This window comes from Burkholderia sp. LK4, from assembly GCF_001043615.1.
Classification (GTDB): Bacteria; Pseudomonadota; Gammaproteobacteria; order Burkholderiales; family Burkholderiaceae; genus Burkholderia; species Burkholderia cepacia.
Map to the genome: position 1 here is coordinate 87,429 of NZ_LDUL01000034.1, position 15,453 is coordinate 102,881.

At 66.1% G+C, this 15,453-nt stretch carries 13 protein-coding genes; 7 read left to right on the forward strand and 6 right to left on the reverse strand.

The window, feature by feature from the left end; genetic code table 11:
• Window positions 1–197 precede the first annotated feature (197 nt).
• The gene (locus VK92_RS18660) at window positions 198–1,379 is read left to right on the forward strand and encodes a porin (protein ID WP_048027073.1); all 1,182 of its coding nucleotides are present in this window, start codon (window positions 198–200) and stop codon (window positions 1,377–1,379) included.
• 138 nt (window positions 1,380–1,517) lie between these two features.
• On the opposite strand, the gene VK92_RS18665 is transcribed toward VK92_RS18660, so the two are convergent.
• From VK92_RS18665 to VK92_RS18685, 5 genes are all read right to left on the reverse strand, one after another.
• A complete protein-coding gene (locus VK92_RS18665) occupies window positions 1,518–2,480 on the reverse strand; it encodes a PDR/VanB family oxidoreductase (RefSeq protein WP_048027074.1) in 963 nt (320 codons plus the stop codon).
• A 604-nt stretch (window positions 2,481–3,084) separates the two neighbouring features.
• The gene (locus VK92_RS39045; RefSeq protein ID WP_131723220.1) at window positions 3,085–3,876 is read right to left on the reverse strand and encodes a helix-turn-helix transcriptional regulator; all 792 of its coding nucleotides are present in this window, start codon (window positions 3,874–3,876) and stop codon (window positions 3,085–3,087) included.
• A 213-nt stretch (window positions 3,877–4,089) separates the two neighbouring features.
• The gene (locus VK92_RS18675) at window positions 4,090–6,060 is read right to left on the reverse strand and encodes a hydantoinase B/oxoprolinase family protein (protein ID WP_048027075.1); all 1,971 of its coding nucleotides are present in this window, start codon (window positions 6,058–6,060) and stop codon (window positions 4,090–4,092) included.
• Between the two features lie 7 nt (window positions 6,061–6,067).
• Complete coding sequence (locus VK92_RS18680; RefSeq protein ID WP_048027077.1) at window positions 6,068–8,113, reverse strand: hydantoinase/oxoprolinase family protein; 2,046 nt, start codon at window positions 8,111–8,113, stop codon at window positions 6,068–6,070.
• A 12-nt stretch (window positions 8,114–8,125) separates the two neighbouring features.
• Window positions 8,126–8,347 carry a hypothetical protein gene (locus VK92_RS18685; RefSeq protein WP_048027079.1) on the reverse strand — a complete coding sequence of 74 codons (222 nt, stop codon included), beginning with the start codon at window positions 8,345–8,347 and terminating at the stop codon, window positions 8,126–8,128.
• Between the two features lie 492 nt (window positions 8,348–8,839).
• Between VK92_RS18685 and VK92_RS18690 the strand changes: the two genes are divergently transcribed.
• From VK92_RS18690 to VK92_RS18705, 4 genes are all read left to right on the forward strand, one after another.
• Window positions 8,840–9,775 carry an alpha/beta hydrolase gene (locus tag VK92_RS18690; protein ID WP_048027684.1) on the forward strand — a complete coding sequence of 312 codons (936 nt, stop codon included), beginning with the start codon at window positions 8,840–8,842 and terminating at the stop codon, window positions 9,773–9,775.
• Window positions 9,776–9,857: 82 nt separating this feature from the next.
• A complete protein-coding gene (locus VK92_RS18695) occupies window positions 9,858–10,631 on the forward strand; it encodes an SDR family NAD(P)-dependent oxidoreductase (RefSeq protein WP_048027080.1) in 774 nt (257 codons plus the stop codon).
• A 97-nt stretch (window positions 10,632–10,728) separates the two neighbouring features.
• Window positions 10,729–11,364: an SDR family oxidoreductase gene (locus VK92_RS18700; protein ID WP_048027082.1), complete on the forward strand. Its 636-nt coding sequence runs from the start codon at window positions 10,729–10,731 to the stop codon at window positions 11,362–11,364.
• Window positions 11,365–11,376: 12 nt separating this feature from the next.
• Window positions 11,377–12,111 carry an SDR family oxidoreductase gene (locus VK92_RS18705; protein WP_048027084.1) on the forward strand — a complete coding sequence of 245 codons (735 nt, stop codon included), beginning with the start codon at window positions 11,377–11,379 and terminating at the stop codon, window positions 12,109–12,111.
• A 62-nt stretch (window positions 12,112–12,173) separates the two neighbouring features.
• Here VK92_RS18705 and VK92_RS18710 read toward each other — a convergent pair whose 3' ends face one another.
• Window positions 12,174–13,328, reverse strand: coding sequence for an NADH-dependent flavin oxidoreductase (locus tag VK92_RS18710; protein WP_048027086.1), 1,155 nt, complete (start codon window positions 13,326–13,328; stop codon window positions 12,174–12,176).
• 378 nt (window positions 13,329–13,706) lie between these two features.
• Between VK92_RS18710 and VK92_RS18715 the strand changes: the two genes are divergently transcribed.
• Both VK92_RS18715 and VK92_RS18720 read left to right on the forward strand, forming a co-directional pair.
• Window positions 13,707–14,621: an alpha/beta hydrolase gene (locus VK92_RS18715; protein ID WP_048027088.1), complete on the forward strand. Its 915-nt coding sequence runs from the start codon at window positions 13,707–13,709 to the stop codon at window positions 14,619–14,621.
• 179 nt (window positions 14,622–14,800) lie between these two features.
• The gene (locus tag VK92_RS18720) at window positions 14,801–15,418 is read left to right on the forward strand and encodes a TetR/AcrR family transcriptional regulator (RefSeq protein WP_048027089.1); all 618 of its coding nucleotides are present in this window, start codon (window positions 14,801–14,803) and stop codon (window positions 15,416–15,418) included.
• Window positions 15,419–15,453 lie beyond the last annotated feature (35 nt).

The window sequence follows — 15,453 nt, forward strand, 5'->3', positions numbered from 1 at the left end:
TTGACGGTGATATCGGCCACGCATCTAATCACCGAACGTTGCTGCAGCGGGACGTTGCAGGTTCGGTCGAGCCGGATGGACAGGTGGTTGGAAAAAGACCTCCATCGAGTCAGTTCATTTAGTCGTCCAAATCATTTTATCGTCCGCTGATTGCTACGTCACGACACGTAAATTCAGAAGAAATTTGGAGACGTTCAATGAGAAAGACGATTGCGCTTTGCGCAGCGGTAGGGTGCGCCTGCGGCACGGCACATGCGCAGAGCAGCGTGCAGTTGTACGGGATCCTCGACGAAGGGGTCAACTACGTCAGCAACGCATCCGGCCATCACCTCTACAGCCTCGCGAGCGGCGTGCTGAACGGAAGCCGCTGGGGGTTGCGCGTGAAAGAGGATCTCGGCGGTGGCTACGGCGTCGTGGCCGTGATGGAAAATGGCTTTGACGTCAATACCGGCAAGCTCGGCCAGGGCGGTCTCGAATTCGGCCGGCAGGTCTATGTCGGGCTTTCCGGCCCGTACGGCGTCGTCACTCTCGGGCGTCAATACGACTCCGTCGTCGATTCGGTCGGCCTGCTCGAGGCGGGCGATCAATGGGGTGGCTACCTCGCCGCCCATCCGTCCGACAACGACAACTTCAACAATACCAACCGCGTCAACAACGCGATCAAGTACACCAGCCCGGTATTTCACGGCGTGACCGCGACCGCGCTCTATTCGCTGGGCGGCGTACCGGGCCGCACCGGGCGCAACCAGATCTGGTCGGCCGGCGCCAGCTACGCGAACGGCCCGCTTTCGCTGGGCGCGGGCTACCTCAACGTGCGGAACCCGAACACGTCCTTCTACGGATCGGGGGGAACCGTCGCCGCGACGGTCAACGAGGTGCCCGGCTCGAACTTCGGCGCATCGCCGGTGATTTCGGGGTATGCATCGGCGCATACGCTGCAGGTGATCGGCACGGGTGCCGCCTATACGATCGGTTCGCTGACCCTGGGCGCGACGTATTCGAATACGCAGTTCCGCCATCTCGGCGATACCACGTCGGGCCCCGTGCCGGCCGGCGGGATCGGCGGTACCGCGAAATTCAACAACGCGGAATTGAACGTGAAGTATCAGATAACGCCCGCATTCATAGTTGGCGCGAACTATGTCTATACGAAGAACAGCGGCGCCGATGCGGTCGGGGGCGCTCACTACAACCAGGCTTCGGTTGGCGCCGACTACTTCCTGTCGAAACGTACGGACGTCTACTTCGTCGGCACGTATCAGCGTGCAAGCGGAACCGATTCGACCGGCCGCAGCGCCGTTGCGTCGATCAACCAGTTGACACCGTCGACGTCGAATCACCAGGTCGCGCTTCGCATCGCGATGCGGCACAAGTTCTGACGCATCGCGGCGACTCCGATCGCCGTGTCGACGTACCGCGCCGCACGAATCCGCCGCAGACCTCCCGGTGGGTTCGCGCGGCGCACTGCATTTCGCATCCGGTGCGACGAGCCGGAACTGGCCGTCGACGCACGCTCGTTACAGATCCAGAACCAGCCGCGCGGATTTCGACCGCGAACAGCACGGCAGGAACTGGTCGTTCGCCGCGCGTTCGTCGGGCGTCAGGCAGAGATCGAAGTGCTCGGGTTCGCCCGCGAGCACACGGGTCGCGCACGTCCCGCACACCCCCTGCTCGCACGACGTTTCGATCGCGATGCCGGCCTTCGCGAGTGCCCGCACGACCGATTCGTTCTTCTCGACGACGATCACCCTGCCCGAGCTTGCTATCTCGACTTCGAACCGGCCATCCCGATCGGTCCGTCGCGCGTCGGCCGCGAAGAACTCGTAATGCAGTTGCGCTTCCGGCCATCCGCTCGCACGCGCGGTGGTCAGCACGGCGTCCATGAAGCCCTTCGGGCCGCATACGTACAGGTGCGTGCCGGGCGCGGGAGCCGCGAGCCGTGCTGCGATATCGAAGCGCTGGTTTTCGCCTTCGTCGTCGAAATGAAGCTGCACTCGGCTGGCATAGGGTGCGTGCGCGATATGGTCGAGAAAGGCCGTGCGCGTGCGTGAGCGCGTGCAGTAATGCATGTCGAACGACGCATCGATGCGCGCCAGCCGTTCCGCCATGCAGAGAATCGGCGTCACGCCGATGCCGCCCGCCAGAAGCAGGCTGTGCGTCGCGTCATGCGCGAGCGCGAAGTGATTCCTCGGTGCGCTGATCGTCAGCATGTCGCCGGCATTCACGCGATCGTGCATGCCGGCCGACCCGCCGCGCGATTTCGGGTCGCGCAGCACGGCAATCCGGTACCGATGATGTTCGTCGGGCGCGTTGCACAGCGAATACTGGCGCGTCGGCCCGCCGGGCACGATCAAGTCGATATGCGAGCCTGCCGAGAACGGCGGCAGCGGCAGGCCTTCGACGTGAACCAGTTCGAAACTGCAGATGTCGGCGGCTTCGTCATGTTTCGCCGCGACGCGGACGGTCAGTCCGTCGATCATGATCGTCGCCTCTGGTGGTCGAACGTTGCAAGTGCACACGTTCGCGGTCGTCAACCCTCTGGAAAACGCGCGACGGACATCGCACGATTCCCCTCCCTGATCGTTCGATTACAGGGGGTGGGCTGCCGGGTGTCAATTCGGCGCGTTTCGACGTTCCGTACATCGGGGTGGTTTCGTTGGCTGCACCGGGCGACACCCGGCCTGCGTCTCGCGGGTTGACGGTCAACGACCGGGTACCGCCGACGCTCGAACGCGCGAGGCCGCGATGGCTTCCCGCTTCTCCACCAGGAAATCGATGATCGCCCTGACCTTGGCCGGCATCTGGGTCCGGGTCGGATCGCGATCATCTCCGTGGCAGGTGCCGTGATCGCGCTGGTTCAGAAGCAGATCAAATGACGGCCCGGAGGCAGCGCGCGTTCTGTTGACCGTTGCCCCTGAACCCGAATCGGTCGCGGGCGGCCCCGGCAGCACGGCGGCTGGACGCAATGTGAGGCAGCCTGATTCCAGCGTGCAGACAAGTCAATTCGCGCGGCGATACCGTTCCGTGCTTCGGAATAACGGGCATTGGAAGCGAAAAGGCGGAGCTGCGACACCGCGCAGGCCTTCATTGCAGGCAGCTGCAGAGATTCAGATACCAGAGCAGCAGTTCCCGGTGGCTGCCGATCGACAATCGTTCATACAGACGCTTTCGATACGTGACGACGGTCTCCGCGCCGATGCCGAGATCGGCCGCGATCCCCGACGTCGGCAGGCCGTACAGATAGCGCGCGCAAACCTCGGATTCGCGCGCGGTCAGCCGTTCGCCGGACAGCGCGATCTGCCGTTCGATCTCGGCGAGGTCGGTCAGCAGGCTCGGCAGCCGGCGCGCGCGCATCGCGAGGTCGTAATGCCTGGCGACGATCGACAGGATCGTCGCGGCGCGGTCGGCCAGCGCATCCACGTGACGCGATGCGAACGGACCGTATTGTTCCGGGCGCGTGACGCCGAGCACGAGCGGATGACCGTCGACGCGGCCGCCCATAAGCACCCGGTCGCGGATGTTCAGTTGCCCGTAGAGGGTCTGCCGCAGGCGCGGCGGTGCCGACAGCTTGAAGTCGGTCTTCAGCAGACGGCAATCGTCGCCCCCGCTCGTTGCGAGTTCGTTGATCTCGTCGTCGAACTGCCACCATCGGCCGCCGAGATAGGTGTTGCGCACGTGCTCGACACGGTCGGACCCGTCGCAGCCGATCGAGACGAATTCGACGGGGCGCGCGTCGACGATCCGGAAAATGAACGCGAGCTCCGCGCCGCACAGCGCGTGCAGCGACGCGCCGAACCGCTCGGGAAACGCGGCGCTCCCGATCGCGCCGATCAGGCTGTCGAGCGGATGGGTCGATCTGATTGCCGCACCGGACAAGCTCGCCTCCGTCTGCCCCAACAGGGTGGATTCATCGAATGCCGGTTCCGGCACGGGCGTCACGCCGGAACCGGAAACCGAACCGATCAAATGTTAGGTAGTCGGGGCGACCTTTGATAGCTGGTGTTTTCCTGTATGCCACCCGCGCACGGCCGGCTCGCCGATCTGACGCATCCGGCCATGCACGTGTGAACGTTTCACGTGCGAACGCCGTCAGCGCGCCGCGCGCAGGCGTTGCGTGCCGGCTTCGTCGATACGCAGCCCTTCCGGGTCCCGAAGCGGATCGCCCACCACCACGACACCATAATCGCGCGCCGCGCCCGCGATGCTCACGTACTCGTCGCGCACGTCGGCCAGCACCTTCGCCGGATCGCGCGCGAACGCATCGCCCCACCCGCCGCCGCCGTTCGTGATGTAGCGCGAGATCGCACCCGGTTCGGTCCGCCACACCGGCTGGCTACCGTAGTAGTGGTAGCGCCCCCGCTGCGGGTCGAGCACCTTGCTCTGCGGATCGAGCACGCCCGCGACCGGCGTGCTGGCCGCATAGACGTCCGGGCCGATGCCGAGCAGTGCGTTCGGGCGGCCGTCCGCATCGCTCGCGGGCGGGAAGAACCAGACGCCGCCGCACGGCCCCGCACTGCCGCCGTTCGCGCCGACACCGCTCGGTTCGCGCGTGCGGAACGGCGAGCTGTGGTGCTCGGCGGCCGTCAGCCACAGCGTGTCCTTCAGGTGCGCGGCGCCGCCCCGATGCGTGCCCGCGCCGCCGCCGTCGATCGCATGCTCCTTGCGCAGCAGCACGACCGGCGAATCGGCCTCGATCGATTCCGTCGCCGGGTCGAGGTTGTTGAGCGTCAGCAGCACGGTGTAGCTGTCGCCGTCCGCCTCCTTGGTCGCGCCCCACGGGCCGTGCTCGCCGCCGCACTGGCAGACATTGGCCCAGGGTGTGCCGGCACGTGTCACGCCGTAGGCGTTGTGCGTGCTGGTCGAGCCGTAGTCGCCCGCCACCGCGTTCTCGGCGAGCACCGGGTTGAGCGCGTTGAGGATCGCCGCGACCAGCGCGCCGCTGCTCTCCCAGAACATCATGATCGCGCCGTCGGGCGGCAGCGACGTCAGCAGCGTGCCGGCCGGCGCGGCCAGGTCGATGTCGCGCCAGGTGCCGGAGGTGAACGGCGCCTCGGGGTCGAGCAACAGCGTCAGCGCGACGCCGAGTGCCGTCTTCGCATCGAGAATGCCGCAGTTGATCGACGAGCGCGCCTGCGCGGAGCTGCCTGACAGGTCGGCCTCGATCCGGTGGCCGCGCTTGCGCAGCGTGATGTTGACGCGATAGTCGACGCTGGCGTCGACACCGTCCGCGTCGATCAGCGCGGAGCCCGTGTAGTCGCCGTCGGGAATCCGCCCGATCGCGTCGCGCATGCGTTCGGCCGATACGTCGCACGCGTAGGCCAGGCTGCCGAAATAGGCCTCGAGGCCGTAACGCGCGATGTTTTCGCGCACCAGCCGCTCGCCCAGTTCCAGCTGATGGGCAATGCTGTGGAAGTCCGGCAGCAGCAGGCCGCCGAAGCGCGAGTTGTCGAAGATCAGGCTGAACGTCGAGCGCACCGGCTTGCCTTTCGACCACAGCAGCATCGGCGGAATCACGAGGCCGTTCTCGTAGACGTTGCGCTTGGTTGCCGAGAAGCCGCCCGGCACGACGCCGCCGATGTCGAGCTGGTGCGCGCGCATGTTGACGAACGACACCAGCCGGCCGTCGACGAACACCGGGCGGATGAAGCAGACGTCGTTGACGTGCGTGCCGACGCGGTACGGGTCGTTGCAGATCAGCACGTCGCCGGGTTCGAGGTTGTGCGGCCCGTATTCCTGCACCGCGTTGCGCACCGCGTCGCCCATCGTGCCGAGGAACACGACCAGGCTGTTGCTGACCACCGGCATCGGGTAGTCCATCTCCGGCGGCCCGCTCAGGGTGCACGCGAAGTCGTACCAGTCTCGGATGATCGGCGAGAACGCTTCGCGCATGAAACCGGTCGACATGTGCTCGACCGCGTAGCGCAGCCGGTTGATCAGCACGGATGCCGTGAAGCGCTCACACGCGTACCGCTCCAGGAATTGCGCGTCGGACAGCGTGCGGATGCGCGCATGGGTGTCGCCGGCGCGCGGTGCGGCGGCGATATCGGTCAGGAGATTCATGGTGCGCTCATTCCTTGTTGCGAATCAGCATTTCGCCGAAGCGGCCCACCGTCGCGGTCTGGCGCGCGCCGATGTGCGTGGTCGACAAGCCTTCGTTGACGACGGCCGGGCCGTCGATCACGTCGCCGCGACGCAGCGCATCGCGGTGATAGACGGCCGCGTCCTGGCGCCCTTCGCCGCTCGCGTCGGACAGGTCGCCGAGGTAGCGCAGCGTCGTGCGGCCCGCCGGGCGCAGCGGTTCGGCGCCGCGCGCCGGCAGCTCCGGATAGGCGACCTTCGGCGTCTCGAGCACGGCGCGCACGCGGAACGTCACGCCCTGCACCGGGAAAGCTTCGAAGCGGTTGCCCGAGCGCGTCTCGTAGCTGTGGTGGAACGCGGCGATCATGGTGTCGATCGCGACCGCGTCGATCGTGCCGTTCGGCGCGGGCACGAACGGCGTCTCCCAGCTCTGGCCGGCCAGGCGCGCGTCGAAGCTGCGCTCGAAGGTGACGCGTGCGCCCGCATCGAGCCCTTCGCGCAGCTGCGCTTCCATCGTTGCAAAGAGCGCGTCGACCTGCGGCGCGAGTTCCGCCGAGAGGATCGCGTAGTGACTGCGGCTCGCGGTGAACACCTGGTCGGCCGACAGCAACCCGAGCGCCGAGAACAAACCGGGATTCGGCGGCACGATCACCTGCTTGCACTTGAGCGTGTCGAGCACGCCCGGCAACAGCATCGGCCCGGCCGCGCCGTACGCCATCAGGCTGTAATCGCGCGGATCGATGCCGTTCTTGATCGCGACGTTGAGCAGCCCTTCGGCGATGTTGTGGATCGCGATCTCGTACGCGTAGCGCACGCGCTGGGCCAGCGTGAACCCCGTGTCGAGATGCTCGAAAGCCTGCCGCGACAGCGCGCGGTCGAGCTTGATCGCGCCGTTCGCGAAGCCGTGCTCGTCGATCACGCCGATCATCAGGAAGGTGTCGGTAGTGGTCGGCTGCGTGCCGCCGCGACCGTAGCAGGCCGGCCCCGGCGTCGAGCCGGCGCTCGCCGGCCCGACCTGGATCTCGCCGGCCGGCCCGATCGCGACGATGCTGCCACCGCCCGCCCCGATCGCCGTGACGTCGATCGCGAGTGCGTTCACCACCATGTCGTGCTCGAGCTCGAACGACGTGTTGACGAACGGCGCGCCGCCCGTGACAACGCTGATGTCGAGCGACGTGCCGCCGACGTCGGCGCACAGCAGGTTCGGCTCGCCGATCATCGCGCCGAAGTGCGCGCTGCCGATCGCGCCCGCCGAGGGGCCGGAAAACACGATGCGGTACGGCTGCTCCATCGCGCGCCGCACCGGCACGAGCGTCGCCGCGCAGTCCGCGAAGTTCAGCTCGCCGCCGAAGCCTGCCGCCTTCAGGCCGTTCTCGAGCCGCTCGGTGTAGTCCGCGTAGATGATCTTCATGAAAGTGTCGATCACGGTCGTCGACGCACGCGGATACTCGCGCGCGAGCGGCGAAACCTCGCTCGAGATCGAACAGGCGACGTCGCCGAGCACGTCCCGCACGAGCGCCTTGAGACGCACTTCATGGGCGGGATTCAGGTATGAATTGAGCAGGCAGATCGACACGCCGGTCACACCGCAACGCTTGAGCACTTCCAGCTCTTCGCGCGCCTGCGCTTCGTCGAGCGGGAACAGCACTGAGCCGTCGGCGAGGATCCGCTCGCGGATGCCGCGGCGCAGGTAGCGCGGCACCAGCGGGCGCGTCGCGTCGCCGAAGCTGCGGCGCCACCGTGGATCGAGGATCGCCGAGGCGGGACGCCAGACGCGCCCCATGTCGAGAATGTCTCGGTGGCCTTCGGTCGTCAGGAATCCGATCTTCGGCAGCCGGCGCGTGATGACAGCGTTCAGGCCGTGCGTGCTGGCGTGGTTGAAGGCCTTGGCATCGGCGACGTTCAATTCGCGCGCGCCGGCGAGAATCGGTTTCGTCACGTCGTCATAGTCCGTCGAGATCTTGGCGGTCTCGATGCGGCCGTCGCGCAACGAGACCACATCGGTAAACGTACCGCCTACATCGATAGCAATCATCCGGGTTCTCTCCTACAGGGTGTCCGACAGCAGGCGCAGCACGGGCCCGAGCCGGGACGCCGGCTCGCGCCGGATGGAATGCAGGCATGCCTGGCATTTGACGACATCGAACCAGCCGCCCTCCGAATGCACGGGATAGCGCGCCAGCATCGTCGCGTCGCACGCGGGGCAAGCACCGTCCACGGGCGTGCGTTCCAGGTGCAATGCCTGGCTTGTCACGGTCGTTGAAGTCATGGGGTCCTCGCCGGATGGCCGGCGGCCACGGCTCGATGCCGGGGCCGGCACGACACGCTGAATGTCATGGACATGTCTCCTGTCGGTTGTGATCGTTGTCGTCGCGTTCGCGAGGGCGAACGACGAGACCGATGATAGGAAGCACGTGCGCCGCAGGGCATCACCTTCCAGGGGGACAAGCCGGTTCCTGCATTGTTAAGCGGGACTTACATGTGTAGTAGCCGGGCGGCGCTTGTCGATGGTGGATTCGGTTCCTACCATTTGAACCTGACAGCACGCATCGCCGACAGAGCGACGATTCGCAGTCTCACATCGCCAGCCACGCAAACCGGTACACGACGCGTGCTGGAACGAACCCCACGTCGCCGTACGACGTGCCGCCATGCGCTACCCCGGCCGCCTCGGCGCTCGCGCCGCTTTCCCGACGCGCGTCGAAGCAAGTCCTCGCAGGGCGCGAACCAGGCCGCCATGCCCGTCACACTGGAGCAATTCATGAGTACAAGCCCGATCAAGACCGTCACCTACCCGAACCTTGGCTGGGACACGGCCGCCGATCTCTATTTCCCGCCGGGTTTCGACGAGGGCAAGCAGTACCCGGCCATCGTCAGCACGCACCCGATCGGCAGTTGCAAAGAGCAGACCGCCGGCAACATCTACGCGAAGGGGCTGGCCGAGGCAGGCTTCGTCGTGCTGGTGCACGACGCGAGCTTTCAGGGTGCGAGCGGCGGCCTGCCGCGCTTCATCGAAGATCCGTCGATCCGCGTGTCCGACATCCGCTTCGCGGTCGACTACCTGCAGTCGCTGCCGTACGTCGACGCCGGCCGTATCGGTGCGATCGGCGTGTGCGGAGGCGGCGCCTATACCGTGCATGCGGGCATTACCGACCACCGTATCAAGGCGCTGGTGTCGATCACCGGCGTGAACTACGGCCGCCTGATCCGTGAAGGTTTCGCCGCCTTCAAGCCGGTTGAGTTCCTCGACAACATGGCGTCGATGCGTACCGCCGAAGCACAGGGCGGCGAACGTCACGTCGCCAACCTGCTGCCCGAGTCCGTGGCAGCCGGCAAGCAGGCCGGTATCACCGACATCGACGTGCTCGAAGCCACCGAGTACTACAAGACCGCACGCGGCCAGCAGCCGAATGGCGCCACGAGCCAGCTGATGTCGTTCAGCAGCGCCGCGATGGGCTGGGATGCGTTCCTGAACGCCGAAGTGCTGCTGACCCAGCCGCTGCTGGTCGTAATTGGCGACAAGCCGGGCGGCTTCGGCGCGTATCGCGACGGCTGGGAGATCTACGGCCGCGCGGCGTCGAAGGACAAGCGGATCGTCGTGGCCGAGGGCTGGTCGCACTACGACCTGTACGACAAACCCGAACCGGTCGGCATCGCGATGGCGAAGGTCGTGCCCTTCTTCAAGGAAACCCTCTAGGCGTCACGGCAGGCCACGACGCCACTCACCGGACGGGCGTGGCACACGCCCGTTTTCTTTTGACCATACGAAATCATTTCCCATGAAATCACTGCTTTCCGGAAAGACCGCCATCATCACCGGCGCCAGCAAGGGTATCGGCCTCGCGACTGCACAACTGTTCGCGCAGGAAGGCGCCAATGTCGTGCTGACCGCGCGCAAGCAGGCCGACCTGGACGCGGCCGTGAACGGCATCGTCGCGGCGGGCGGCAAGGCCATCGGCGTGCTGGCCGACTCGGCCGACCCGGGCGCGCCGAAGACGGTCTTCGCGCAGGCCATCGACGCCTTCGGCCAGGTTGACATCCTGGTCAACAACGCCGGTTACGGCGACATGGTTTCCATCGAGGAGTGCTCGGACGAGCACTTCGACCAGGTCGTGCAGGTCAACTACGCGGGCGTGTTCCGCTTCTGCCGCGAAGCGATCCAGCACTATCTGCCGCGCAACGAAGGCGTGATCGTGAACGTCACGTCGATCAACGGCTCGTTGCCGGTCGGCGGCGTGGCCTACACGTCGACCAAGGGCGCGGTCAACACGATGACGACCAACATCGCCGTGCGCTTCTCGGGCACCGGCATCCGCTGCAACGCGGTGGCGCCCGGCAATACGGACACGCCGATGGCCCAGGCTTGGGCGGCAGGCGAACTGCCGGGCGGCACGACGATGGTCGAATACGCGGGCAAGTACGCGAACCAGGACCTGCCCTTCACCCAGCCGGACGACCAGGCCAACGCGATCCTCTATTTCGCCAGCGACCTGAGCCGGGCCGTGACCGGCCGCGTGCTGGTGGTCGACAACGGCGCCTATATCGGCGCATGACGGGCTCGGCCGGCGTGCCGGGAGATCCGGCGCGCCGCGTGCGCGCCGGCCCGCATGCCGGCCGACGCATCGCAATCATCGTAAAAGGAGTCATCTCGTGAAGCACGTCCTCATTCTGGGCGCAAACGGCCAGATCGCCCGCTGGGTGATCGACGCACTCGCGGCCGACAGGAATGTCCGTCAGACCTTGCTGGTGCGCAACCCCAAAAATCTCGGCGATACGCCGGCGAACGCGCGAGTCGTGACCGGCGACGTGCTCGACCGGGCGCTGTTGCTGAATACCGTGCAAGGGCAGGACATCGTCTACGCGAACCTTGCCGGCGCGAACCTTGACACGCAGGCGGCGAGCGTGATCGCGGCGATGCAGGCGGCGGGCGTCAAGCGTCTCGTCTTCGTGCTGTCGCTCGGCATCTACGACGAAGTGCCCGGCAAGTTCGGCGACTGGAACAACGCGATCATCGGCGAAGACCTCAAGCCGTACCGCCGCTCGGCCGACGCGATCGAGGCGTCCGGCCTGCAATACACGATCCTGCGCCCGGCCTGGCTGACGGACGAGGATGAAGTCGACTACGAACTCACCGGCAGGAACGAACCGTTCAAGGGCACCGTGGTGTCGCGCAAGAGCGTGGGCGACCTGATCGTGCGGATCGTCGCTGCGCCCGAGTTGCACGTGGGCGAGAACCTCGGCGTCAACCAGCCCGGCAGCGACGGCGACAAGCCGTACTTCATGTAAGAGGTGACACGGATGAAGTTGCAGGAACTGAACGGCAAGATCGCCGTGATTACCGGTGCGTCGAGCGGCATCGGCGAAGCTGCCGCGCGCCTGCTCGTTGCCGAAGGCATGAAGGTCGTCCTGACCGCGCGCCGGAAGGAACGGATCGACACGCTCGCCGCCGAGCTGGGCGATGCGGCGCTTGCCGTGGCGGCGGACGTCTCCGACGCCGCCCAGGTCGCCGCGCTGTTCGACACCGTCCGCACGCATTTCGGCGGGCTCGATCTGTTGTTCAACAACGCGGGCATGGGCATCGCCGGCGCGTTCGAACACAGCCGGCCCGATGAATGGCGTACGCAAATCGACGCGAACCTGTACGGCATGCTGCATTGCACGCACGCGGCCATTCCGTTGATGAAGGGTCGCGCGGGCGCGATGATTTCTACCGTGTCCAGCGTCGGCGGCAAGACGGGGGCACCGAACTGGGCCGTGTACTGCGCGACCAAGTTCGCGGTTGGCGGCTTTTGCGAAGGCTTGCGGCAGGAACTGGCCGGCGACGGCATCCGTGTGTCGCTGATCTACCCCGGTGCCGTGCATACCGAATGGGGGCACAACGTCCCGGCCGAAGCGATGCGCGAGCGTCGCGACGCGATCGGTGCATTGCTGCCCGAAGATGTCGCCCGCGCGCTGGTGTACAGCTTTGCGCAACCGCCGGGTGTGCTCATCAATGAGCTCGAGATTCGCCCTAGCCTGCAGCTCACGCTGTAGGCGCCGCGGCCGCGCCGCGACCGATGCCGCCGCCGGGTTGCCCCGCCAGCGGCATCGCTGCGTCAGGCGGCCGAACGCGCGTCGCGCTGCACCGGGAACCAGCCGGTCGTCGCGTCGATGACACCCCACAGCTTGTCGGGAATCCCGAGCCGCGGCACATCGGACGGATTCAACTGCGTATTGATCGCGGCAGCGTCGCCACGTTGTGCATGCTCGACCCAGCCGGGATTCATCACGAGCCCCTTGCCCACCGCCACCACCGACACGCCCAGCCCAAGCGCGGCTTCCGCCTCTGCGGGCGTCCTGATCGTGCCAGCCGCCATCAGCGGCACGCGGCCCTGCACGATGTCGGCGACGCGCTCGATCGTGCGGCGCTCGTCGCTCGCATCGAGCGGTTTCGCATTCAGCAGGTCCGTCAGCGACACGTGGATGTAGTCGATGCCCGCCACGATCAGGCGATCGACCAGCGTCAGCGCATCGCCGATGCGCAACCCGTCCGCATCGGGTTCTTCCGGCGAGATCCGGTAGCCGAGCACGAACGGACGATCCGCATGCAGCGCGATCACGCGCTTGAGTTCGGCAACCAGCGCAAGCGGGAAACGCATCCGGTTCTCGAGCGAGCCGCCCCACGCGTCGGTGCGCTGATTGAAGCGCGGCGAGAAGAAATTCTGGATCAGGAAACCGTGTGCGCCGTGCAGCTCGACGCCGTCGAAACCGGCTTCGATCGCGCGTCGCGTGGTTTCGCCGAACGCGCGGATCATCTCGCCGATTTCGTCGTGGGTCAGCGCGCGGCTCTCGAGTTCGCCGCTGTTGAACGGCCCGGGCGGCGCCTTCATCGCGCTCGCGCTGACGAGCACGCCGTCCGGCACGAGCGCCGGCACCGCCTTGTTGCCCGCGTGAAAGATCTGAAGAATCGCGGGCGCCCCGCCGCTTTTCGCGGCGTCCGCCAGCTTGCGCAGGCTCGGCACGTAACGATCGTCGTGCGCCGCGAATTCGTCGGTGAAGCCGATGCCGCTTTCCGCCACGTGCGTGCAGCCGGTCAGCACCGCGCCGACGCCGTTCGCGCGGCGGCGGTAATACGCGAGCTCCTGATCGGACACGGTGCCGTCCGGATTCGACGACCAGGTGGTCATCGGCGCCATCAGCACGCGGTTGCGGAACGTGACGCCGTTCGGAAACGTGAGCGGCTGGAACAGCGTCTGAAATGCTTGAGTCATGGGAATCCCTGATTGGCTGCCGCACGCGGTGCGTTCACGGTGCGGCATGGAGTGGAACGTGCGGCTCGACGCCGCCGTGATGTGGCGCTCGCCTCACCGACGCTGGACTCGCGACACGCGGCCCGGGCCGGTGGTGCGGCGGACCCTCCTATCGTAGGGGCCGATTGGCATTACTCAAGCGCGCAAATCTGACATCAGTCGTATGCCAGCCTTAACAATCGCGGCCTTGGGCAACGCATCGTGGCGAAGCGCGCGCCTCAGATTCTGTAAAGACGGGCTTAACACTGAAGTCTGTTTTAGCCCATATATCCGAATCAATTTCTTGCCTACCATGGCATCACATCACCTCGTTGCCACCCACCACTGGAGTTACCCATCATGCAGAAAGTCAACTTCAAGAACCTGAACGGCCAGGGCGTCACGATTGCCGCCGTGATTCACGTTCCCGCCGGTTTCGATTCGAACGCGAAATACCCGGCCGTCGTCGTCGCTCATCCGGGCGGCGGCGTGAAGGAACAGACGGCCGGCCTGTACGCGCAGAAACTGGCCGAGAACGGTCTCGTCGCGATCGCGTTCGATGCGTCGTATCAAGGCGAAAGCACCGGCGAACCGCGCCAGCTCGAAAACCCGTATATCCGCACGGAAGACGTCAGCGCGGTGGTCGACTACCTGACCACGCTGCCGTACGTCGACGTCGAGCGGATCGGCGCGATGGGGATCTGTGCGGGCGGCGGCTACGCGGCCAACGCGGCCATCAACGACCGGCGCATCAAGGCCCTCGGCACGGTCAGCGCGGTCAACATCGGTTCGATGTTCCGCAACGGCTGGGAAAACACAGTGAAGGACGCCGATGCGATCCCGTACATCGCGCACGGTTCGCAAGCGCGCACCAGCGACGCGTCGGGCGCGCAACTGGCCACGCTGCCGCTCGCGCCGATGCGCAAGGAAGACGCACCGAACAAGGAACTGGAAGAAGCATGGGAGTACTACCATACGCCGCGCTGCGAGCACCCGAACGCGCCTGGCTTCATGACGGCCCGCAGCCTCAACCAGATCATCACGTACGACGCGTACAACAAGGCTGAAGCATTCCTCACGCAGCCGCTGCAGATCGTGGCCGGCAGCGTCGCGGGCAGCAAGTGGATGAGCGACGACCTGTTTGCACGTGCCGCCAGCGCGGACAAGCGCTTCCATGTGGTCGAAGGCGCGAACCACATGTCGCTGTACGACGTCCCGCAATACGTTGACGAGGCGGTTTCCGTGCTCGCGCCGTTCTTCAAGGGCGCGCTGTAACGCGAACCACGACCGGTACACGGCCGGTGCGCGCAACCGCGCACCGCGCCGACCGGACGGACAACGAACGGATCGCCTGCTTCGCGCGGCGATCCGTTCGTGCATTCCGATTCTCCTTGCGTCAACCTAACTACTGTTAGTATGTCGACATGACTCACCATGTACAGGCAACCAGGGGAATGGCCAAACGATCGAAATCGAATTCCGCCGGTACGTGCGAGACGCGTGAATCGCTGATCCGTTTTGCCGCCCGCACGTTCGGCCTGCAAGGCTATTCGGCCACGACGATGCGCAACATCGCCGATCAGGCCGGCATCGAGGCCGCGAGCATCTACTACCACTTCTCGTCGAAGGAAGAACTCGTCGAAGCGGTGATGGAGCAAGGTGCCTTGCACATCCTCCATCACCTGAACGAGCAGCTGGACGCACTCGGCGCCGGCGCCACCGCCGAGCAACGGTTCCGTGCGGCGGTACTCGGGCAGATGCGCGGCCTCGTCATGCACGGCGATTTCGCGGTCGCGCACGGCCGGCTGCTGGGCCAGTTGCCCGACACGATCCGCGAACGGCAGGTCGTGCGGCGCGAACATCACCAGACGCTCTGGAACGGGTTGCTGGAAGACCTGCGTGCCGAAGGCAGGCTCCGCGACGACGTGGACATTCCCCTCGCGCGCATCCACATCCTGGGCAGCATCAACTCGATCCAGTCGTGGTTCAACCCGCAAAAGGGCTCGCTGGAGCGGGTCGCCGACCAGCTTTGCACCCTGTTCTTCTCCGGCGCGGGGCCAGCGTCGCGCTGATTGCCGCGCCCTGCCCCGCAGCCGCCCCCCCACCG